The sequence below is a fragment of the Myroides gitamensis genome, from assembly GCF_029894455.1.
Lineage (GTDB): Bacteria > Bacteroidota > Bacteroidia > Flavobacteriales > Flavobacteriaceae > Flavobacterium > Flavobacterium odoratum.
Map to the genome: position 1 here is coordinate 3,885,276 of NZ_JARYHN010000001.1, position 22,390 is coordinate 3,907,665.

Annotated in this window: 30 protein-coding genes; all 30 read left to right on the forward strand. The window is 34.9% G+C overall.

The window, feature by feature from the left end; translation table 11 throughout:
- Positions 1–9 precede the first annotated feature (9 nt).
- The 30 genes from rpsQ (at position 10) to M2306_RS17415 (ending at position 22,386) form a co-directional block, all read left to right on the forward strand.
- Complete coding sequence (gene rpsQ / locus M2306_RS17270) at positions 10–267, forward strand: 30S ribosomal protein S17 (RefSeq protein WP_002987508.1); 258 nt, start codon at positions 10–12, stop codon at positions 265–267.
- A gap of 2 nt (positions 268–269) precedes the next feature.
- Positions 270–638: a 50S ribosomal protein L14 gene (rplN, locus tag M2306_RS17275; protein WP_002987507.1), complete on the forward strand. Its 369-nt coding sequence runs from the start codon at positions 270–272 to the stop codon at positions 636–638.
- 12 nt (positions 639–650) lie between these two features.
- Positions 651–968, forward strand: coding sequence for a 50S ribosomal protein L24 (gene rplX / locus M2306_RS17280; RefSeq protein ID WP_115091699.1), 318 nt, complete (start codon positions 651–653; stop codon positions 966–968).
- 2 nt (positions 969–970) lie between these two features.
- Positions 971–1,522 (forward strand): 50S ribosomal protein L5, encoded by a 552-nt coding sequence (rplE, locus tag M2306_RS17285; RefSeq protein WP_002987504.1) that lies wholly within the window; start codon positions 971–973, stop codon positions 1,520–1,522.
- Positions 1,523–1,527: 5 nt separating this feature from the next.
- Positions 1,528–1,797, forward strand: a complete 270-nt coding sequence (rpsN, locus tag M2306_RS17290) for a 30S ribosomal protein S14 (protein ID WP_002987503.1) — start codon at positions 1,528–1,530, stop codon at positions 1,795–1,797.
- A gap of 22 nt (positions 1,798–1,819) precedes the next feature.
- Entirely contained in the window at positions 1,820–2,218 is a 399-nt protein-coding gene (rpsH, locus tag M2306_RS17295) for a 30S ribosomal protein S8 (RefSeq protein WP_002987500.1), read from the forward strand.
- A gap of 17 nt (positions 2,219–2,235) precedes the next feature.
- Positions 2,236–2,778: a 50S ribosomal protein L6 gene (gene rplF / locus M2306_RS17300; protein ID WP_259188788.1), complete on the forward strand. Its 543-nt coding sequence runs from the start codon at positions 2,236–2,238 to the stop codon at positions 2,776–2,778.
- 11 nt (positions 2,779–2,789) lie between these two features.
- The gene (gene rplR, locus M2306_RS17305) at positions 2,790–3,140 is read left to right on the forward strand and encodes a 50S ribosomal protein L18 (RefSeq protein WP_002987498.1); all 351 of its coding nucleotides are present in this window, start codon (positions 2,790–2,792) and stop codon (positions 3,138–3,140) included.
- A gap of 6 nt (positions 3,141–3,146) precedes the next feature.
- Positions 3,147–3,671 carry a 30S ribosomal protein S5 gene (gene rpsE / locus M2306_RS17310; protein ID WP_002987497.1) on the forward strand — a complete coding sequence of 175 codons (525 nt, stop codon included), beginning with the start codon at positions 3,147–3,149 and terminating at the stop codon, positions 3,669–3,671.
- An 11-nt stretch (positions 3,672–3,682) separates the two neighbouring features.
- Positions 3,683–3,865: a 50S ribosomal protein L30 gene (gene rpmD / locus M2306_RS17315; RefSeq protein ID WP_002987496.1), complete on the forward strand. Its 183-nt coding sequence runs from the start codon at positions 3,683–3,685 to the stop codon at positions 3,863–3,865.
- Between the two features lie 12 nt (positions 3,866–3,877).
- The gene (rplO, locus tag M2306_RS17320) at positions 3,878–4,330 is read left to right on the forward strand and encodes a 50S ribosomal protein L15 (protein ID WP_002987495.1); all 453 of its coding nucleotides are present in this window, start codon (positions 3,878–3,880) and stop codon (positions 4,328–4,330) included.
- Between the two features lie 16 nt (positions 4,331–4,346).
- Positions 4,347–5,693: a preprotein translocase subunit SecY gene (gene secY, locus M2306_RS17325; RefSeq protein WP_002987494.1), complete on the forward strand. Its 1,347-nt coding sequence runs from the start codon at positions 4,347–4,349 to the stop codon at positions 5,691–5,693.
- Between the two features lie 5 nt (positions 5,694–5,698).
- Positions 5,699–5,914 (forward strand): translation initiation factor IF-1, encoded by a 216-nt coding sequence (infA, locus tag M2306_RS17330; protein WP_002987492.1) that lies wholly within the window; start codon positions 5,699–5,701, stop codon positions 5,912–5,914.
- A gap of 13 nt (positions 5,915–5,927) precedes the next feature.
- Entirely contained in the window at positions 5,928–6,044 is a 117-nt protein-coding gene (ykgO, locus tag M2306_RS17335) for a type B 50S ribosomal protein L36 (protein WP_002987490.1), read from the forward strand.
- A gap of 2 nt (positions 6,045–6,046) precedes the next feature.
- Entirely contained in the window at positions 6,047–6,421 is a 375-nt protein-coding gene (gene rpsM / locus M2306_RS17340) for a 30S ribosomal protein S13 (RefSeq protein WP_115091697.1), read from the forward strand.
- Between the two features lie 11 nt (positions 6,422–6,432).
- Positions 6,433–6,816, forward strand: a complete 384-nt coding sequence (gene rpsK, locus M2306_RS17345) for a 30S ribosomal protein S11 (RefSeq protein WP_002987484.1) — start codon at positions 6,433–6,435, stop codon at positions 6,814–6,816.
- Between the two features lie 84 nt (positions 6,817–6,900).
- Positions 6,901–7,506 (forward strand): 30S ribosomal protein S4, encoded by a 606-nt coding sequence (gene rpsD, locus M2306_RS17350; RefSeq protein ID WP_002987483.1) that lies wholly within the window; start codon positions 6,901–6,903, stop codon positions 7,504–7,506.
- A gap of 25 nt (positions 7,507–7,531) precedes the next feature.
- The gene (locus tag M2306_RS17355; RefSeq protein ID WP_060874048.1) at positions 7,532–8,524 is read left to right on the forward strand and encodes a DNA-directed RNA polymerase subunit alpha; all 993 of its coding nucleotides are present in this window, start codon (positions 7,532–7,534) and stop codon (positions 8,522–8,524) included.
- A gap of 33 nt (positions 8,525–8,557) precedes the next feature.
- Positions 8,558–9,037 carry a 50S ribosomal protein L17 gene (gene rplQ, locus M2306_RS17360; RefSeq protein ID WP_115091696.1) on the forward strand — a complete coding sequence of 160 codons (480 nt, stop codon included), beginning with the start codon at positions 8,558–8,560 and terminating at the stop codon, positions 9,035–9,037.
- Between the two features lie 101 nt (positions 9,038–9,138).
- Positions 9,139–10,248 (forward strand): glutamine-hydrolyzing carbamoyl-phosphate synthase small subunit, encoded by a 1,110-nt coding sequence (gene carA / locus M2306_RS17365; protein ID WP_259188759.1) that lies wholly within the window; start codon positions 9,139–9,141, stop codon positions 10,246–10,248.
- Positions 10,249–10,357: 109 nt separating this feature from the next.
- Positions 10,358–11,647: a phosphopyruvate hydratase gene (gene eno / locus M2306_RS17370; protein ID WP_259188758.1), complete on the forward strand. Its 1,290-nt coding sequence runs from the start codon at positions 10,358–10,360 to the stop codon at positions 11,645–11,647.
- A 280-nt stretch (positions 11,648–11,927) separates the two neighbouring features.
- Positions 11,928–13,214: a citrate synthase gene (locus M2306_RS17375; RefSeq protein WP_115091694.1), complete on the forward strand. Its 1,287-nt coding sequence runs from the start codon at positions 11,928–11,930 to the stop codon at positions 13,212–13,214.
- A 228-nt stretch (positions 13,215–13,442) separates the two neighbouring features.
- The gene (locus M2306_RS17380; RefSeq protein ID WP_115091693.1) at positions 13,443–14,357 is read left to right on the forward strand and encodes a dimethylarginine dimethylaminohydrolase family protein; all 915 of its coding nucleotides are present in this window, start codon (positions 13,443–13,445) and stop codon (positions 14,355–14,357) included.
- Positions 14,358–14,367: 10 nt separating this feature from the next.
- Positions 14,368–15,303 carry a citrulline utilization hydrolase CtlX gene (gene ctlX / locus M2306_RS17385; protein WP_115091692.1) on the forward strand — a complete coding sequence of 312 codons (936 nt, stop codon included), beginning with the start codon at positions 14,368–14,370 and terminating at the stop codon, positions 15,301–15,303.
- 141 nt (positions 15,304–15,444) lie between these two features.
- Positions 15,445–17,568, forward strand: a complete 2,124-nt coding sequence (locus M2306_RS17390; RefSeq protein WP_115091691.1) for a TonB-dependent receptor plug domain-containing protein — start codon at positions 15,445–15,447, stop codon at positions 17,566–17,568.
- A 2-nt stretch (positions 17,569–17,570) separates the two neighbouring features.
- Positions 17,571–19,019 carry an HmuY family protein gene (locus M2306_RS17395; protein ID WP_259188752.1) on the forward strand — a complete coding sequence of 483 codons (1,449 nt, stop codon included), beginning with the start codon at positions 17,571–17,573 and terminating at the stop codon, positions 19,017–19,019.
- Positions 19,020–19,269: 250 nt separating this feature from the next.
- Positions 19,270–19,926: a class I SAM-dependent methyltransferase gene (locus M2306_RS17400; RefSeq protein ID WP_259188750.1), complete on the forward strand. Its 657-nt coding sequence runs from the start codon at positions 19,270–19,272 to the stop codon at positions 19,924–19,926.
- A 143-nt stretch (positions 19,927–20,069) separates the two neighbouring features.
- The gene (gene xpt, locus M2306_RS17405) at positions 20,070–20,636 is read left to right on the forward strand and encodes a xanthine phosphoribosyltransferase (RefSeq protein ID WP_259188747.1); all 567 of its coding nucleotides are present in this window, start codon (positions 20,070–20,072) and stop codon (positions 20,634–20,636) included.
- A gap of 155 nt (positions 20,637–20,791) precedes the next feature.
- Entirely contained in the window at positions 20,792–21,799 is a 1,008-nt protein-coding gene (locus M2306_RS17410) for an LLM class flavin-dependent oxidoreductase (protein ID WP_115091688.1), read from the forward strand.
- Between the two features lie 38 nt (positions 21,800–21,837).
- Positions 21,838–22,386 (forward strand): hypothetical protein, encoded by a 549-nt coding sequence (locus M2306_RS17415; protein ID WP_259188743.1) that lies wholly within the window; start codon positions 21,838–21,840, stop codon positions 22,384–22,386.
- The last annotated feature ends 4 nt before the right edge of the window (positions 22,387–22,390 follow it).

The window sequence follows — 22,390 nt, forward strand, 5'->3', positions numbered from 1 at the left end:
TGCCAAAAGATGGAAAATAGAAAAGAAAGAAAAGAAAGAATAGGTGTTGTTACTAGTAACAAAATGGAGAAATCTATTGTTGTTTCTGAAGTAAAAAAAGTAAAACACCCATTATATGGAAAGTTCGTGAAGCAAACTAAAAAATATGTTGCTCACGACGAAACGAACAACTGCAACATTGGTGATACAGTTAGAATTATGGAGACTCGTCCATTATCTAAATCAAAATGTTGGAGATTAGTTGAAATCATTGAAAGAGCGAAATAATTATGGTACAACAAGAATCTAGACTTAAAGTAGCAGATAACACGGGAGCAAAAGAGGTTTTGACTATCCGTGTATTAGGTGGGACAAAGCGTCGTTACGCTTCAGTAGGGGATAAAATTGTAGTAAGTATCAAAGACGCAACTCCAAACGGAAGTGTGAAAAAAGGTACTGTTTCTACTGCTGTAGTTGTTCGCACTAAAAAAGAGGTTAGAAGAGCTGATGGATCATACATTAGATTCGATGATAACGCTTGCGTATTGTTAAATGCTGCAGGTGAAATGAAAGGAACTCGTGTTTTTGGACCAGTAGCAAGAGAACTTCGTGAAAAACAATTCATGAAAATTGTATCATTAGCACCTGAGGTGTTGTAATTCGTTCTAAACATGATTAAGCTAAAGATAAAAACAGGAGATACTGTACGTGTTATCACTGGAGATCACAAAGGATCTGAAGGAAAAATCGTACGTGTATTACGCGAAAAGAACAAAGCTATTGTTGAAGGGGTAAACATCATTTCTAAGCATGTTAAGCCTAGTGCTACTAACCCTCAAGGTGGTATTGTTAAAAAAGAGGCTCCTATCCACATTTCTAACTTAGCGATCGTAGATCCTAAGACAAACGATACTACGAAAGTAGCTATCCAAAGAAATGAAAATGGAAAAAATGTAAGAGTTTCTAAAAAATCAAATCAAGTATTATAGTTATGGCTTATATACCAAGACTTAAAGAAGAATATAATAGCAGAGTGATCTCTGCTCTTAAAGAGGAGTTTGGATACAAGAACATTATGCAAGTTCCTAAACTTGAGAAAATTGTTGTTAGCCGTGGTGTTGGTGCAGCTGTATCTGACAAAAAATTAGTTGATTACGCAGTAGAGGAATTAACTAAAATTACAGGACAAAAAGCAGTAGCTACTATTTCTAAGAAAGACGTTGCTTCTTTCAAATTGAGAAAAGGAATGCCAATTGGAGCTAAAGTTACTTTACGTGGCGAAAGAATGTACGAATTCTTAGACCGTTTAGTTACTTCTGCTTTACCACGAGTGAGAGATTTCTCTGGTATCAAATCTGATGGATTCGACGGTAGAGGAAATTATAACTTAGGTGTAACTGAGCAAATTATTTTCCCTGAAATCAATATTGATAAAGTAAACAAAATCGCTGGTTTTGATATTACGTTTGTAACATCTGCTAACACAGATAAAGAAGCTAAATCTTTACTAGTTGAATTAGGATTACCTTTTAAAAAGAATTAAGAGTTATGGCTAAAGAATCAATGAAAGCCCGTGAGGTTAAAAGACAAGCATTAGTAGCTAAATATGCTGATAAAAGAAAAGCTCTTTTAGAAGCTGGTGACTACGAAGGGTTACAAAAATTACCTAAAAATGCTTCTCCTGTACGTTTACACAACAGATGTAAATTAACTGGAAGACCTAGAGGGTATATGCGTCAATTCGGTATTTCTCGTGTTACTTTCCGTGAGATGGCTAACCAAGGGTTGATACCAGGAGTTAAAAAGGCAAGTTGGTAATTAAGATTTAAAGGTAAAAACAATGTATACAGATCCAATAGCAGATTTCCTTACAAGAATTAGAAATGCTGTGCGTGCAAACCACAAAGTGGTAGAGATCCCAGCATCTAACTTCAAAAAAGAAATCACGAAAATTTTATTCGATCAAGGATATATCTTAAGCTATAAATTTGATGATAGTACAGTTCAAGGTACAATCAAAATAGCTTTGAAATACGATAAAGACACAAAAGAGTCTGTGATTAGAGATATCCAAAGAATTAGTAAACCAGGTTTGCGTAAATACGCTTCTGCAACTGACCTTCCAAGAATCTTAAACGGTTTAGGAATTGCGATTGTTTCAACATCAAAAGGATTGATGACTGGAAAACAAGCAAAACAATTGAATGTTGGTGGTGAAGTAGTTTGTTACGTATACTAATTTAAAAAGACTAAGAAATGTCAAGAATAGGAAAAAGTCCGATAACAATTCCTGCTGGTGTAACAGTTGATGTTCAAGAAGGCGTTATTGTTGTTAAAGGTAAATTAGGAGAGCTTACTCAGAAATTCGATACAGTTAGTGTTAAAGTAGAAGATAATCAAGTTGTTGTAGAAAGATCATCTGACGATAAAGATGAAAGAGCTAAACACGGATTATACCGTAGCTTAATTAACAATATGATTGCTGGTGTTTCTGAAGGATTTACTGTAACTTTAGAGTTTGTAGGGGTAGGATACCGTGCTTCAAACCAAGGGCAAAAGCTAGACTTAGCTTTAGGATTCTCTCACAATATCGTGATGGATATCGCTCCTGAAGTTGTAGTTGAAACAATATCAGAAAAAGGGAAAAACCCTCTAGTAAAATTGACTTCTCACGACAAACAATTAGTAGGTCAAGTAGCTGCAAAAATCCGTTCTTTCCGTAAGCCAGAGCCTTACAAAGGAAAAGGAATCAAGTTTGTAGGTGAGGAATTAAGAAGAAAAGCAGGTAAATCAGCTTAAAAATTAAGACTATGTCATTAACAAAATCTGAAAGAAGACAACGTATAAAGTTCAGAATTAGAAAGACAGTTAGCGGTACACCTGCTAGAACTAGACTTTCTGTATTCAGAAGTAATAAAGAAATCTATGCACAAATCATAGATGACGTAAATGGAGTAACTTTAGTGTCAGCATCGTCAAGAGAAGCTGGGATAACAAGAGGAACCAATGTTGAAACTGCTGCATCGGTTGGAAAACTAATCGCAGACAAAGCTTTAAAAGCAGGTATCGAAACTGTATCTTTTGATAGAAACGGTTATTTATACCACGGACGTGTTAAATCATTAGCAGACGGCGCTAGAGAAGCTGGATTAAAATTCTAATTAGTTATGTATCAAAATTATAAAAACGTAGAATTTGTAAAACCAAGCGGTCTTGATTTAAAAGATCGTTTGGTTAGTGTAAACCGTGTTACTAAAGTAACAAAAGGGGGAAGAGCTTTTGGTTTTTCTGCTGTTGTTGTTGTAGGTGACGAAAACGGTGTAGTGGGTCACGGTTTAGGTAAATCTAAAGATGTATCTGAGGCTATTGCTAAAGCAGTTGAAGATGCTAAGAAAAACTTAGTTAAAGTTCCATTAAACGGACATACTATTCCGCACGAACAAAAAGGTAAATTCAGTGGAGCGCGTGTATTGTTGATGCCAGCATCATTAGGTACGGGAGTTATTGCTGGAGGTTCTGTGAGAGCGGTAGTTGAAGCTGTAGGAATTACAGATTTATTATCTAAGTCTCAAGGTTCTTCGAATCCACATAACGTGGTGAAAGCTACTTTCGATGCTTTATTACGATTAAGAAGTGCTTCTACAGTTGCAAAACAAAGAGGAATTTCTTTAGAAAAAGTATTTAAAGGTTAATTTGAAAGATTATGTCGAAAATCAAAATAAAACAAGTAAAAAGCCAAATTAAATGTCCTCTTAACCAAAAGAGAACATTAGAGGCTTTAGGACTTCGTAAGATTGGTCAAGTAGTTGAACATGATGCTTCTACTGCAATCTTAGGAATGGTAAATAAAGTTCAACACTTAGTTTCTGTAGAAGAAATTAAATAATATTCGCAATAGATGAATTTAAGTAATTTACAACCAGCAAACGGTTCAGTACACAACCAAAACAAACGTGTTGGTCGTGGTGAAGGTTCTGGAAAAGGAGGAACTTCTACAAAAGGACATAAAGGTGCTAAATCACGTTCAGGTTATTCGAAAAAGATCGGATTTGAAGGAGGGCAAATGCCACTTCAAAGACGTGTACCTAAATTCGGTTTCAAAAACATTAACAGAGTTGAGTACGCTGTAATTAACCTAGAGGCTTTACAAGGTCTTGTTGATAGCGGAAAAGTAACTGATACTGTAGATTTTTCTCAATTAGTTGATTTAGGATTAGCTACTAAAAACAGTTTAGTTAAGGTTTTAGGACGTGGAGAGCTAAAAGCAAAATTAAAAGTTTCTGCTCATAAATTTTCAGCTTCTGCCCAAGCAGCTATTGAAGCAGCAGGAGGAGAAGTTGTAACGTTATAAAATCTTAGTGAACAGGATGAAGAAGTTTTTTGAAACATTAGCCAGTATCTGGAAAATTGAAGAGTTAAAAAATAAAATCTTAATCACATTAGGACTATTACTTGTGTACCGTTTTGGTACACAAGTTACTCTACCAGGTATTGATGCAACGAAATTGCAAGCGTTGACTGATCAAACGGATCAAGGAATCGGATGGTTAATTAACGTTTTTACAGGTGGTGCATTTGCACAGGCATCTGTTTTTGCTTTAGGTATTATGCCTTACATTTCTGCTTCCATTGTGGTGCAGCTGATGGGAATTGCGGTTCCTTATCTGCAAAAATTACAAAATGATGGAGAAAGCGGTAGAAAGAAAATGAATCAAATTACAAGATGGTTAACTATCGGTATTACCTTATTACAAGGACCTAGTTACATTTATAACTTGTATGTGCAATTGCCATCAGATGCATTTTTGCTAGGTTTTAATTCTTTCTCATTCTTGTTTTCTTCAGTAATGATACTAACTGCCGGAACTATCTTTGCCATGTGGTTAGGAGAAAAAATTACTGATAAAGGGATTGGAAATGGTATTTCGTTATTAATTATGGTTGGTATTATTGCAAGACTTCCAATGTCTTTCATCCAAGAATTCCAATCACGTATTACAGAAAATAACGGAGGACCAATGTTAGTTGTTATTGAAGTAATTTTATGGTTATTGATTATCGTAGCTTGTATCTATTTGACATTAGCTGTACGAAGAATTCCAGTACAATACGCTCGTAGAAGCGCTTCTGGAACGTATGATCAATCCATGTTAGGAGGAAACCGTCAGTGGATTCCTTTGAAACTAAATGCTTCAGGAGTTATGCCAATTATTTTCGCGCAAGCGATCATGTTTGTGCCTGCTGCTGTAGCTGGTTTGTCAACTTCGGATACTGCAAAATCAATTAGTAATACATTCCACAATGTATTTGGTTGGGAGTATAATTTACTTTTTGCTTTATTAATCATTATTTTTACGTACTTTTACACCGCGATTACAGTACCTACTAATAAAATGGCAGATGACTTGAAGCGAAGTGGTGGTTTTATTCCAGGGGTTAAGCCTGGTTCTGAGACTGCAGATTTCTTAGATAGAATTATGTCATTGATCACTTTTCCTGGGTCTTTATATCTTGCAATCATTGCTGTTTTCCCAGCAATCATTGTTAGCATCTTAGGGGTTCAACAAGGATGGGCGATGTTTTATGGTGGTACTTCACTATTAATTATGGTGAGTGTTGTAATTGATACAATCCAACAAGTTAACTCATATCTATTAAACAAACAGTATGATAGTATGATGACAAGTGGTAAAAATAGAAGAGCGACAGCTTAAATTTTATGGCAAAACAATCAGCAATAGAACAAGACGGAGCAATAATCGAAGCATTGTCTAATGCAATGTTCCGTGTAGAATTAGAAAATGGTCACGTTGTTATCGCGCACATCTCAGGTAAAATGCGTATGCACTACATTAAGTTGTTGCCTGGTGATAGAGTGAAACTGGAAATGAGTCCATATGACTTGACCAAAGCAAGAATTACTTATAGATATTAAAGAGGCTATTAAAATGAAAGTAAGAGCATCAGTTAAAAAAAGAAGTGCCGAGTGCATCATAGTACGTAGAAAAGGTAGACTTTACGTTATTAATAAAAAGAATCCTAGATTTAAACAAAGACAAGGATAATTATGGCAAGAATCGCAGGGGTAGACATACCTAAATACAAAAGAGGAGTTATTGCTTTAACTTATATCTTCGGGATTGGTTCTAGTAGAGCTAAAGAAATTTTAGCAGCAGCTAATGTTGATGAAGATAAGAAAGTACAAGATTGGAATGATGACGAGATCGGAGCTATCCGTGAAGCAGTAGGTCATTTCAAAATTGAAGGTGAATTACGTTCAGAGATTTCTTTAAACATCAAACGTTTAATGGATATCGGTTGTTACAGAGGAATCCGTCATAGAACTGGACTTCCATTAAGAGGACAAAGAACGAAGAATAACTCGAGAACGAGAAAAGGTAAAAGAAAAACTGTTGCTAACAAGAAAAAAGCAACTAAATAATAAGTAGTAATATGGCTAAAGCGAATACAAAAAAGCGTAAAGTTGTTGTAGAAACAACAGGTGAAGCTCATATTAATGCAACATTCAACAATATCATTATTTCTTTGACTAACAAGAAAGGTGAAGTAATCTCTTGGTCGTCTGCAGGTAAAATGGGATTCAGAGGTTCTAAAAAGAACACTCCGTATGCTGCTCAGATGGCTGCTGAAGATTGTGGTAGAGTTGCACTTGAGGCAGGATTGAAAAAAGTAAAAGTTTATGTAAAAGGTCCAGGAAACGGAAGAGAATCTGCAATCAGATCTTTACATAATGGTGGAATCGAAGTAACTGAGATTATCGATATTACTCCAATCCCACACAACGGATGTCGTCCTCCTAAGAGAAGAAGAGTTTAATTTATAGTATAACCAAAGGTAGGATAGATTATCGGAGGAAAGTGACCTGAATTCATAATCCCTACCTTTTTTTTATTTTGAAAAATGGCAAGATATACTGGTCCACAAACAAAAATCGCTCGTAAATTCGGCGAAGCTATTTTCGGAGATGATAAATCATTCGAAAAAAGAAACTACCCTCCAGGACAGCACGGATTAGCTAAAAAAAGAGCTAAAAAATCTGAATATGCTATCCAGTTAATGGAGAAACAAAAAGCAAAATACACATACGGTATCTTAGAAAAGCAATTCCGTAATATTTACAAGAAAGCTGCGGCTGCTCGTGGAGTTACTGGTGAGGTATTGATTCAATTGTGTGAATCGAGATTAGATAACGTAGTTTACAGAATGGGAATTGCTCCTTCTCGTAGAGCTGCACGTCAAGTAGTTTCTCACAGACATATCACAGTGAACGGTGAAGTAGTGAATATTCCTTCTTACCAATTAAAAGCTGGTGATAAAGTTGCTGTTCGTGAAAAATCTAAATCTTTAGAAGTTATCGAACGTTCGTTATCTAATTCTAGTTCTGTTTACGAATGGATTACTTGGAATCCTGAAACTTTAGAAGGTACTTTCGTTGCTGTACCTCAAAGACTTCAAGTTCCAGAAAACATCAAAGAACAGTTAATCGTAGAGTTGTACAACAAATAATAATTGACATTCAGTCGAAACAAATATGGCAATATTTAATTTTCAAAAGCCCGATAAAGTTATCATGATTGATTCGACCGATTTTAGAGGTAAATTCGAATTTAGACCTTTAGAACCGGGATATGGATTGACTATTGGTAATGCATTGAGAAGAGTACTTCTGTCTTCGTTAGAGGGGTATGCTATTACTTCAGTACGTATCGAAGGAGTTGATCACGAATTTTCTACCATCGCTGGTGTTGTTGAGGATGTTACTGAAATTATCCTTAACCTTAAGCAAGTACGTTTTAAACGTCAGGTGGAAGATATAGATAATGAATCTGTAAGTATCACTTTTTCAGGGAAAGAACAAATGACTGCTGGTGATTTCCAGAAGTATATTTCTAATTTCCAAGTATTAAATCCGGAGTTAGTTATCTTCAATTGCGAAAGCAGTGTAAGTATTACAATGGATTTAACAATCGAAAAGGGTAGAGGTTACGTTGCTGCAGAGGAGAATAGAAAACCAAATGCACCAATCGGAACAATTTTCACAGATTCGATTTATACTCCAGTTAAGAACGTTAAGTATGCTATAGAAAATTACCGTGTAGAGCAAAAAACTGACTACGAAAAGTTAGTTTTTGATATCATTACAGACGGTTCTATTCATCCAAAAGACGCCTTAACAGAAGCAGCTAAAACATTGATTCATCATTTTATGCTGTTCTCAGACGAGAGAATTACTTTAGAGGCTGATGAAATTGCTCAAACTGAATCATACGATGAAGAATCATTGCATATGAGACAGCTTCTAAAAACTAAATTGGTAGATTTAGATCTTTCAGTTCGAGCGTTAAATTGTTTAAAGGCGGCTGAAGTAGATACATTAGGAGATTTAGTATCTTTCAACAAAAATGATTTGATGAAATTCAGAAACTTCGGTAAGAAGTCATTATCTGAATTAGAAGAATTAGTTGCTGTGAAAGGATTAAATTTTGGTATGGATCTATCAAAATACAAATTAGATAAAGAATAATCTAGACCGCTAAAGTCTAAATTCGATAACGCAATGAGACACGGAAAAAAAATAAATCACTTAGGTAGAAAAGCTGGACATAGAAATTCTATGTTAGCTAATATGGCTTGTTCTTTGATTGAGCACAAGCGTATCAATACTACTGTAGCTAAAGCAAAAGCATTAAAACAATATATTGAACCTTTAGTAACTAAATCTAAAACTGACGATACTCATAATCGTCGTGTTGTTTTCTCTTACTTGAGAAGCAAAGAAGCTGTTACTGAATTGTTCAGAGAGGTTGCTCAAAAAGTTGGTGATCGTCCAGGAGGATATACACGTATCATCAAGTTAGGTAACCGTTTAGGAGATAACGCTGATATGGCTATGATTGAATTCGTTGATTTCAACGAAATCTACAATGTAGCTAAGAAAGAAGCTAAGAAAACTACTCGTAGAGGGAAGAAGAAAGCTGAAACTGTTGACGCTCCTCAAGCTGAAGCTACTACAACTGAAACAGAAACAAATGAATAATAATTCATTATATATGTTTTCATTATAAAATTAAAAGGACATTCTTTTTAGAATGTCCTTTTTTTTGCTTTATTTTTGCATCACTACAATACAACTTACACATGGAATATAAAAGAAAAGAAGACGGTATCATTGTTTTAGCAGATGGCACCGTTTTTTATGGGAAATCAATTGGTATTAAAGGAACAGCTTTTGGTGAAATTTGCTTTAATACTGGAATGACAGGGTATCAAGAAGTATTTACTGATCCGTCATACTACGGACAAATTATGCTTTCTACTAATCCTCATATCGGTAACTACGGAGTTAATGCAGATGAAGTAGATTCTGATGGAATCAAGATTGCTGGATTAGTATGTAAGAACTTTAGCTACGAATATTCTCGCCCTGGTGCAGATGGTAGTTTATACGATTATTTTGATGCACATCAATTAGTTGCTATCTCAGATGTGGATACAAGAGCTTTGACTGCTTATATCCGTGACAATGGTGCAATGAACGCAGTTTTGAGCACAGATGGTAAATCAGTTGAAGAACTAAAAGCTTTATTGAAAGAAGTGCCTTCTATGGAAGGATTAGAACTTTCTTCTGTGGTTTCTACAAAAGAACCTTATTTTTATGGTAACCCAGAAAGCAAATACCGTGTATCTGTTTTAGATCTTGGTATCAAAACAAATATCTTACGTTGTTTAGCGGAGCGTGATTGCTATATCCAAGTATTTCCATACAATAGTTCGTATGAAGACTTATTGGCTTTCAATCCAAACGGGATCTTCTTATCTAACGGGCCTGGTGACCCACAAGCTTTAGCTGATAAAGGAGTATTAACGGTAGTTAAACAAGTTGTAGAAGGAAAATTACCTGTTTTTGGTATTTGTTTAGGGCATCAGTTAATTTGTTTATCTCAAGGTGTAGGAACTTACAAAATGTTCAGTGGACATAGAGGAGTAAACCACCCAGTATTAAATGTATTGACTGGTAAAGGAGAAATTACGTCTCAAAACCATGGATTTGCTGTGATTAAAGAGGAGTTGACAAACCACCCAACCTTAGAAATTTCACATTTGCATTTAAATGATCAAACGGTGGCTGGTGTACGCATGAAAAACAAAGCAGTTTTCTCTGTTCAATACCACCCAGAATCTAGCCCTGGACCACACGATTCAAGATATTTATTCGACGATTTCGTTTCGAATATGAGTAAAAATTAAGACCTCCTTTTCTTGCTAAAAGGATTTGAAAAAGTAAAATACACAACACAAGAGTCGACGGTAATCTACCACAGATACCCTAGACTAATTAATAACACACACTTTAATTATGAGTACAATTTTAAGCGTTCACGCACGTCAAATTTTAGATTCTAGAGGTAATCCAACTGTTGAAGTTGATGTGATTACAAGTAATGGAAGTTTAGGAAGAGCTGCTGTTCCATCAGGAGCTTCTACAGGAGAGCACGAAGCTGTCGAATTAAGAGACGGTGGAAAAGCTTTTATGGGTAAAGGCGTTTTAAAAGCTGTTGAAAACGTGAACACGATTATTGCTGAAAATATTGTAGGTTTAAGCGTATTTGAACAAAATTATATCGATCAGTTGATGATTGACTTAGATGGTACACCAAATAAAGGAAATTTAGGTGCTAACGCAATTTTAGGAGTTTCTTTAGCTGTAGCTAAAGCTGCTGCTGCTGAATTGGGGATGCCTTTATATCGTTACGTAGGTGGTGTTTCTGCGAATACGTTGCCTGTACCCATGATGAATATTATCAATGGTGGATCTCACTCTGATGCCCCGATAGCATTTCAAGAATTTATGATTATGCCTGTAAAAGCAATCACGTTTTTACACGCGATGCAAATGGGAACAGAAATTTTCCATCACTTGAAAAAAGTATTACACGACAGACAGCTAAGTACTGCTGTTGGTGATGAAGGAGGATTCGCTCCAGCTTTAAAAGGAACGGAAGATGCTTTAGATTCTATTAAAGTAGCAGTAGAGAATGCTGGATACCGTTTCGGTGATGAAATCATGCTAGCTTTAGACTGTGCAGCTTCTGAATTCTATGTAAATGGAAAATACGATTATACTAAATTTGAAGGTGATTTAGGTAAAGTACGCAGTTCACAAGAGCAAGCGGACTATTTAGCGGAATTAGCTGCTAAATACCCTATTATCTCTATTGAGGATGGAATGCATGAAGATGACTGGGAAGGATGGAAATACTTAACAGAAAAAATCGGAGATAAAGTACAATTAGTAGGAGATGATTTATTCGTGACAAATGTTACGCGTTTAGAAAGAGGAATCAATGAAGGTATTGGAAATTCAATTCTAATTAAAGTAAATCAAATTGGAACGTTAACAGAAACGATTGCAGCAGTTAATATGGCGAAAAATGCTGGATACACTTCTGTAATGTCTCACCGTTCAGGAGAAACTGAAGATAGTACAATTGCAGATTTAGCAGTAGCTTTAAACTGTGGTCAAATTAAAACAGGTTCGGCTTCACGTTCGGATCGTATGGCAAAATACAACCAATTACTTCGTATTGAGGAAGAATTAGGCGATGTTGCTTATTATCCACAAGAAAAGGCATTTAAAATCAACTAATTTTATCAAATTAATAAAAAGGCTCCAACTTATCATGTTGGAGCTTTTTTTGTAAAAAATCTACTTATTTATTATTTTTTTAATAGTATATTGTAGATTGAAATACAATTGTTTCTAACAATATATTTTTATAGAAATAGTACCGAAAATGTTGTGAATCAATGATTATTATTAGCTTTTATATCTTGTATGTAAGCATAATATTTCTTATCTTTCCAACTGCAAAAAACATTTTAAATGTTTTAATTATATAAATAAAAAGTAAATAAAAAATAACAATATGTCTAAAACAGCTTTTATAGAAGTTGATGGTCAAAGACACGAACTGCCAGTATTAGTTGGTACTGAAAACGAAGTAGCAATTGATATCTTAAAATTACGTGCTTTAACAGGGGCTATCACTTTAGATCCAGGGTATAAAAATTCTGGTTCATGCCAAAGTGCAATTACTTTCCTAGATGGAGAACAAGGAATTTTAAGATATAGAGGCTATTCAATCGAGGACCTTGCTGCTAAATCTAACTTTTTAGAAGTTTCTTATTTAATTATTTTCGGAGAGTTACCAACGCAAGAGCAATTAACTCAATTTGAAAAAGATATTCGCAAGTATTCGTTAGTAAACGAAGAAATGAAAAATATCATTGACGGATTCCCGAAAACAGCACACCCAATGGGTGTATTAGCTTCTTTAACAAGTGCACTAACTGCTTTTAACCCAAAAGTTGTTGATGCAGACTGTGAAAAGAGCTTATATGAAGCTGTATGCAAAACGATGAGTAAATTCTTAGTTATTGCAACATGGACATATAGAAAAGCAAAAGGATACCCATTGAACTATTACGATAACACAAAAAGTTATGTAGATAGTTTCTTACAGTTAATGTTTGCTTTGCCAACTGAACCATATGAAATGGATCCAGTTATTAAAAACGCAGTAGATAAATTATTTATATTACATGCCGATCACGAACAAAACTGTTCTACTGCTACAGTAAGAATGGTAGGTTCATCGCATGCTGGATTATTCGCTTCAATTTCAGCTGGAGTATCTGCACTTTGGGGGCCACTTCACGGTGGTGCTAACCAAGCAGTACTTGAGATGTTAGAAGCAATCCAAAATGACGGTGGTGATGTTGCGAAATATATCAACAAAGCAAAAGACAAAGATGATCCATTCCGTTTAATGGGATTCGGTCACCGCGTTTACAAAAACTTTGATCCAAGAGCACGTATCATTAAAAAAGCTGCAGATGAAGTATTAGCTAAATTAGGTGTTGATGATCCTGTTTTAGATATTGCTAAACAATTAGAAGCAGCAGCATTAAAAGATCCTTACTTCGTAGATCGTCACTTATATCCAAACGTAGATTTCTACTCTGGAATTATTTACAGAGCATTAGGTATCCCAACGGAGATGTTTACTGTAATGTTTGCTATCGGTCGTTTACCAGGATGGATCGCACAATGGAAAGAAATGAGAATCAACAAAGAACCTATCGGACGTCCACGTCAATTGTATGTTGGAGAACCTTTAAGAGAATTTGTTCCAATGGACCAAAGAAAATAATTTGCTGTCCAGTATAAAATAGAAAAGGAAATGAGTAATCATTTCCTTTTTTTATTGATTATGAGTGATGGGAGATTTGGAAATGCCTGATCTAATTGAACAGTTGTTTCGATGAAAGCCTAACAGGATTATCTATACTTTCATCATATCGCTAGAAAAAAGTAAAAACACACAAAAACAACTTTTTATCAAAAGGGGTTTTACTATATTTGTACAAAATGACAGCATATGTTACAATTAAATGTAAAAAATGAAACCTCTCGTTTGCGGGCTGTGGTCCTAGGCACTGCCGTTAGTAATGGACCCACCCCTACAATAGAAGAAGCTTATGATCCGAAATCACTGGAACATATCAAAGCAGGTACCTATCCAGTTGAAGCTGATATGGTACGTGAGATGGAAGCTTTTAATCAGGTTTTTGAAAAATACGAGGTAAAGGTATATCGACCTGAAATCATTGAAGACTACAATCAAATCTTTACTCGAGACATTGGATTCGTGATTGATAATAAATTTATCAAAGCCAATATACTTCCCGATCGAGACAGAGAATTAGACGCTATAAACTACGTTTTAGACCAAATAAATCCCAACGATATTATATCCGCACCAGAGGAAATGCATTTCGAAGGTGGTGATGTAATGTTGTGGAATGATCATATCTTTATTGGATCATACAAACGTCCAGATTATCGCAATTATATTACTGCTCGTACCAACGAATTAGGCGTTGAATTTATCCGTGAATTATTTCCAAACAAGATAATCAAGAGCTTTGATTTAGTTAAATCAAAAGTAGAACCAAGAGACAATGCCTTACATTTAGATTGTTGTTTCCAACCCGTAGGTTTGGATAAAGCGATTATCTATAAAGGAGGTTTTTATGATGAGAAGGAATATCAATATTTAGTTGATATCTTTGGTGAAGCGAATTTGTTCCAAATTACAAGAGAAGAAATGTATCACATGAATTCAAATATCTTCTCTATCGCTCCAGACGTTGTTGTTTCTGAACGAAACTTTACGCGTTTGAACAATTGGTTAAGAAGCCATAATATTACAGTAGAGGAAATCCCATATGCCGAAATTGCAAAACAAGAAGGTTTATTGAGATGTTCTACACTGCCTTTAATAAGAGATTAATTTGAATAGTATGAAACAGATAACAAATAATATTCTGATGATTCGTCCTGTTGCTTTTCGTATGAATGAGCAAACAGCAGTGAATAACTATTACCAAAAGGTTTTAGACAATTTAACTCCAGCAACAGTAAATGCAAAAGCACAACAAGAATTTGATGCTTTCGTTGAGAAGTTACGCGCTGTAGGAGTACATGTTACGGTAGTAGATGATACAGTAGATCCGGATACACCAGATAGTATTTTTCCAAACAACTGGATTTCTTTCCACGAATCTGGAGAAGTTGTTTTGTATCCTATGTTTGCTGAAAACAGACGACTAGAAAGACGCGAAGATATCTTGGATATTTTAGAGGAACAAGGATTTGAAATCAACGATATTTGGGATTATACTTCTGCGGAAGAAGATGATTTGTTTTTAGAAGGAACAGGAAACCTTTTATTAGACAGAACCAATGAAATCGCTTATTGTGCTTTATCTCCACGTGCAGATGAAGGCTTAGTGATTGAGTTTTGTGAAGATTTTGAAATGAACCCTGTTATCTTTGAAGCATTCCAAACCGTTGATGGAGAGCGTAAAAATATCTACCACACCAACGTAATGATGTGTTTAGGGGATACATTCGCCGTTATTTGTGCTGATACAATTGATGATAAACAAGAGAGAAAAATTGTTTTGAATCACTTAAAAGAATCTGGAAAAGAAGTTGTTCTTATTACAGAAGATCAAGTAAACAATTTTGCAGGTAATATGTTACAAATATTAGGTGCAAATGACGAAAAATACTTGGTGATGTCTACACAAGCTTATAATAGCTTAACAGATGGACAGATTAAAACACTTGAAAAACACGCAAAAATTCTACACAGCAGCTTAGATACTATTGAAGCATGTGGTGGTGGAAGTGCAAGATGCATGATGGCGGAAGTGTTCTTACCTAAAAACTAGAAGCTCAGCGTATAGATCAAAAAGCGAAGTTGTTAACTTCGCTTTTTTTATTAAAAATATATTATTTAAAATCAATTTAAATAATATATTTTCTTATCTTTGCAATTAAGAATCCATCTAAATAAAAGACTTTACATATAAATGAAACGTTCACTACTGCTTGCAACAGGTACCTTACTTACTTTAAGTTCTACTGTAGTTGCTCAAACAAATGATACGATCAAAGAGCCAGACCAAAAGTTGGAAGAAATTGTAATTTCGGGTCAATATAATCCTCAGTCGATCAATAAAGCTGTCAATAACGTAACTGTTCTAAATAGGCAAAGAATTGAAAATTTAGGCGCTGTTACTTTAGCGGATGCTTTAAATCAAGTAATGAATATTTCTATTTTACCTAATGCAGGTACAGGTCGTTCAACCGTTAAAATGTTCGGTTTAGACGCCCAATATTTTACTATTCTTATTGATAATGTACCGATGATTTCAGATGAAGGATTCGGAAACAACACGGACTTAACGCAAATCAACCTTGACGATATTGAGCAGATTGAAATCGTTGAAGGAGCAATGGGAGTTGACTATGGCGCTAATGCAGTAACGGGAATTATCAATATCATCACCAAAAAGAATAACATCAACGATTGGAATGTCAATTTCTTTGTACAAGAAGAAACTGTAGGAAGTGAATATGACCTAAAGAATAAAGGGAAGCATATTCAGGGTATTACGTTGGGACATAACATCAATGATAATTTATATGCTAGTATCTCGTATACGCATAATGATTTTAAAGGGTGGTATGACGATAGAAAGGGATTTACCTATTATGGTGATGAAGATAAAAGAGGACATGAGTGGTTGCCAAAAAATCAGAATAACGTAAAAGGTTTTTTAAACTATCACCATAAGTCTTATCGTGTATATTATAAGTTTGAATATTTTGATGAGCGCATGAAAGACTATGCTAAACTGTTCAATATTAATGAAGATCCAATCTTTGAAACAATAAACCCAGTAGCTGTAGATCGTATTTTGAATACACAGCGTTGGTCGAATGTATTGAATACATCTGGAAATTGGAATGATTGGTTGCGATTTGATTTATCTTTCTCTTATCAAAAACAAGAAAGAGAAACCAATAAATATAGATATCGTATTATGTACGATGAAAAATTCGATAAAAGCTCATTTAAAAGTGAAAGTAGAGAAGTGTTTTTCTCAAGAGGTACGTTTAGTGACTTTATCAAATTAGATGCAGCGAAATTTCAAGTAGGATATGAAATAGCATATACGAATGGTTTTTCTGCCATGTCAGAACAGCTAGCTGAAAATCCACAGAAAAAAGCATTGGGAAGCTATGATTTTTATGCTTCTTCTGAAATCAATGTTTTACCGCGCTTGATGGTGCGTCCAGGGTATCGCTTGATGACTTCAAATACATTTGACAGCCAACATGCTATGAGCTTGGTATTGAAATACGTTCTTCCAGGTGATTATGAGATTCGTGGTACAATTGGTACTTCTCCTCGTTTGCCAAATTATGAAGAATTGTATACGTACTTTGTAGATGTGAATCACGATTTACAAGGGAATGAAAATTTAAAACCAGAAAAAGGAAAAACGTTATTTCTAAACTTTAAGAAAACGTTTTCATTGGGAGATAATATTGAATTGAGCAACAGTTTAACAGGTCGTTATTTAGAGGTTTCGGATAAAATTGATTTAATTGAAGTTGTAAATCCAGATGGATTGAAATTCATTTATGAGAATACAGATTTATACCGCAATATTGGAGCAACGTTCTTGAGCCAATTGAGCTGGAATTCTTTTGATTTTGGTCTTGGTTTTACGATGTCAGGAGTTTCTCAAGAAATTCACAAAGCACCTAAAGGAACTGATAAGTATTTATATACCCCTGAAGTAACGGCAAATATCAACTATCGTTTGGAGAAAACGGGAACTAATTTTTCTTTGTACTATAAATTTAATGGAGAAGAGGAACGTTTCAAAAAAGGATCGGATGAATTTGGTGAGTATTATGCAAAAGGAAAACAAGAAAGTTATTCTTGGTTAGACTTTAGTGTAAGACAACCTTTCTTCAAAAATATGTTGTATGCAACAGTTGGAGTAAGAAACTTATTTGATATCAAAGATATTCGCTCAACAACGAGTGGAGCTACAGCACACGCAGGAGGCTCAACAACAAATCCAATTGGATATGGAACGAGCTTCTTTATTAAGTTACAGTATAAATTAGGATTTTAATTATGAAGAAGTATAAATTAGGAAAACTTGTTATTGCAATTGTTGCACTTGTTTTTTTCAGTTCATGTGAGAAAGATTCTAATAATGGAAATAGCGATGTTCGCGATTTCATTGTAGCTTTTGATAATCCTTCTATCCCTTATAGAGAAATTGAAACAACACGTCAAGTGGAGTTAGTTTTTTCTGAAATAGCACAAGGAGAAGGAACCATTGAAATTCAGATTATTCCTAGTAAGGCTATATATGGGGTAGATTTTGCTACCATTCCAGCAGCAGCCAATCATAAATTAATCGTTCCTTTTTCTAAAGGAATGAAAGGTACATCGTTTACTTTTGAAAATTTAATTTTTCCATATGATCGAATGGATAAGACCATTCAGTTTAATATCGAAAAAGTAAATTACAGCGAGAAGACACCAAAGATCCAAGGGTATAATGTCATGATGATTAGTTTTGACACCTCATTGGGTGGTATTATGGCACCGAATGTGGGTGGTCCAACACAACCAAACCAGGTTTATGTCGATTTAGGTGGAAAAGCAATGTATGAAGTGAAGCGCAATTCATGGGATTTAGCCTTTGATAGTGGAAATGAATTTAGAGTTCGTCTGAATGGTTCTGTATATATGGCTGCGGGTACAATCAAAGGAGTGAATACAATCGATGATGTACGCGATGACAATACGATTCGCGAGATGAAAAATGTAGTGAAAATCGGAACTTTTGATCCAGCGAATTTAGAATATATTGACGACCCATCGGGTGATCCTTCTAAAACGGCGATTCACGCAATTTCTGATATTGATGCAAATAACAAAGTATATTTGGTTAATATGGGCTTTGATCCAGGAATGGATGCGGTTGAACCAGGATCGGTTTTAGTGACTGGTAAAGAACGCGGTTGGAAAAAAGTACGTATCCTAAAACGCGAAGGGGGTTATCTATTGCAGTATGCAGATATCAATGATAGTACACATAAAGAGGTAATGATACCAAAATCACCTGGATTTAATTTTACTTTCTATAGTTTCAATACAAATAGTATCGTACAAGTTGAACCAAGTAAAGCAAAATGGGATTTAAACTTTACGGTCTTTACAAATAAAGTAGACCAAGCTGGAGATCCAAAAGGATCATATGGATACTCAGACTTTATTGTACAGAATAGTTATGGTGGTGTAAAAGCGTATAAAGTAACTATACCAGCAGGTGATAAGAATTTCTATAAAGCTTATAATCTGCAAAGTGTAGATGAAAGCGCATTATCTAACGATTTTACCACAATTGGTGGAACATGGAGAGAAGTAGCAAATGCAAAAGTGTTGTATAAAAATGTCTTTTATGTCATCAAAGATGCAAAAGGGAATTATTATAAAATGAGAATGCTAGATTTCTTCAATGAAAAAGGAGATCGTGGATACCCAAAATTTGAATATGCTCTATTGAGATAAAAAATAGTTAAGAGTATATAGAGGTTAGTTGTCGCACTCTATATGTTGAATTCAATCGAATGGCAAATAGCTTTTTGTATTTGTTCTTTATTGAGTTGTTAGTTTATTTTTGTTAGGAAAACCCCGAAATGATCTTTCGGGGTTTTTCGTTTACAAATCCTTCTTTTTTAGTGGAATAACTGAAAAATAATATGCTTTTATATTATGTGGACTCATTCTAAATAACTATATTTGAACAAAATTAAAAGGAATGAATAATTTAGATTTAAATGAGGTAGCAAATCAACTGCGATGCCCTTCAGGACAGGCAGGTGAAGAGTTGGCAGAAGTAATGTTTAAATCAAATAGCAACATGATTTACAAAACGGTAGATCGGTTGCAACTGCACCAAGAGGATATTGTCTTAGAAATTGGATTTGGCAGTGCCAAACATCTGCCTTACATTTTTTCAACGGCTAAAGATCTTCAATATTATGGCGTAGAAATTTCGAGCTTAATGTTAGAAATGGCGACAAAAGTAAAGGAATCGTTGAGTCATGAAAAAATTGAATTGCAATTGTCAGAAGAATTAAACACGCTTTCTTATCCAGATAAATTTTTTAATCATTGCTTTTCCGTAAATACAGTTTATTTCTGGAAGGACCCAGTTAAGTATTTTACAGAAATTTACCGCGTACTCAAACCAGGAGGAAGTATAGCGCTGTCGTATATACGAGAAGATTTCGCGCAACAACAACCATTTGCTAAAGAAGATGTTTTTCACTTTTACCGTACAGAGTGGTTAATCCGTATTATGACCAATATAGGTTATAGCCATGTAGAACGTTGGCAGTATATTGAAAACACATTAGATAAACTAGGTAATAAAGTAATTCGACCTTTTGTTGTTTTGAAAGGGAAGAAGTAAGTTTTAAGTTAGGTTTATTGTTAAAAATGAGTTTGCGAATTTTGTAAACGAGTTTATATTATTTTAACTTCGCGTAATTATATTACCTAAAAAGGAGATTCAAATTGATCTCCTTTATTTATTCATAGACAACACACAAAATAATGGAATTATTACGTCAACGAATTCTTCAAGATGGTAGATGTTTTGAAGGAGGAATCTTAAAAGTAGATAGCTTTATCAATCACCAAATGGACCCTGTATTAATGAAGTCTATTGGAGTAGAGTTTGTCCGTCGATTCGCAGGAACTAAAGTAAATAAAATCATGACCATTGAAGCAAGTGGAATTGCACCTGCAATCATGACAGGATACTTGCTCAATCTTCCTGTGGTATTTGCAAAGAAAAAGAAACCGAGTACGATGGAGCATATGTTGCACACGCAAATCCACTCTTTTACAAAAGATAGAACGTATGATGTAGTGATTAGCAATGACTTTCTAACTCCTGATGATCATGTACTTTTTGTAGATGACTTCTTAGCGTATGGAAATGCTGCTGTAGGAGTATTAGATTTGATCGAACAATCTGGAGCTACTTTAGTTGGAATGGGCTTTATCATTGAAAAAGCTTTTCAAGAAGGACGAATGCTACTAGAAGAAAAAGGTGTTCGCGTTGAATCCTTAGCTATTATAGATGATCTTTCTAATTGTACGATTACAATTCGATAAAAATACGAAGCCTCTTCATCAGGAAGGGGCTTTTTTTATAGGGAGCAGCAGCTTGGGAATTTAGATATGTTAAACTATTTCTATTGGATTAGTGTATTCTTTTTTTATTGATTACTTTAATAGCTTACAAAAACTAATTCACCAGATTAAGTATTATGAATAAAAATATAGCCTATTCTTTCCTCGATTTAGCCGTTATTGGCGCCGAAAAATCGACGAAAGAAACATTAAACAATGTCTTAGTTACCGCTCAACATGCAGAGCAACTAAATTATACTCGTTTTTGGGTAGCTGAACATCACAACATGCCGCATATCGCAAGTTCTGCTACTTCAGTTTTAATTGGGTATATCGCAGGAGGAACAGAAAAAATACGCGTGGGATCGGGGGGGATTATGTTACCCAATCACCCTCCTTTGGTAATTGCAGAGCAATTTGGTACTTTGGAATCATTGTATCCCAATAGAATTGACTTAGGATTGGGAAGAGCGCCAGGTACGGATCAGCTCACTGCAATGGCGTTGAGAAGAAATGATACGATGAGTGCCAATTTCTTTCCGCAGCAAATTCAAGAATTAAAAACGTTTTTTAGTGCCTCTAATGCTGAAGCAAAAGTAAGAGCCTTTCCTGGAGAAGGATTGGATATTCCGTTTTGGATCTTGGGATCGAGTACGGATAGCGCATATTTGGCTGCCGAATTGGGATTGCCTTATGCTTTTGCTAGTCACTTTGCTCCTGATCAAATTCAAATGGCTGGTAAAATCTATAGAAATAATTTTAAACCTTCAGCACAATTAGATAAACCGTACTTTATGCCTTGTGTCAATGCTATTTTAGCAGACTCTGCACATGAAGCTGAAAAATTAGCAACTTCATTTTATCGCATGTTTTTGGGAATTATCAGAAATGATAGAAAACCATTACAACCGCCTATTGAATCTATGCAAGGAATATGGAATGTACAAGAGGAGGCCGCTGTTTACAATATGACTGCTTGTTCCTTTATTGGAACGAAAGAAGAGATGCTACCAGAACTCAACCGCTTCTGTGAAGTGCTAGAAGTAGATGAACTAATGATTACAACACCAATCTATGATTATGACAAGCGCAAGTACAGCATGCAACTATTTGCAGAAGTCATGCAAAATTTGGAACAATCTTAATTTTGTATGTATTTTTGTTGGACTAAATCAAAACGCATATGATCAAGAAAATTGGAACCTTAGTACTTCTTCTTACGGTATTGGTGGGATGTAATAATAAAACCGCTTATACGGAAATTGTACATGATGATAAATTTAGTGTTGAAGTTCCCAGCACTATGCAAAAGACTAGAGGACTAAATGGAGATGCAACGCTTCAATTGCAAAATGTACAAGAAGAACTTTACATGATTGTCATTAGAGAAAATAAAAATGAGATTGATGAGTTATTCAAGGGAACAACACAAGAAGGAGAAGATATATTCACTCAGTTTTCAAGTACAACACTGGAATATTTGACTTCTACGTTAGAACAACTTGAGCCAAGTGAATTGAAACTTCAAGATCGTCCAATTCATAACTTACCTGCAAGAGTAGCTGATTTTACATCTCGAATTGGAGGATTAGATGTTTATTATAAGTTTGCTGCTTTTGAAGGAAAAGAAGATTACTATCAAGTATTGGTTTGGACTTTAAAAGAATACAAAGACAAGAATCAAGAGCAAATAAATAAAATGGTTGATAGCTTCAAAGAAGTTACAAAATAAAAAA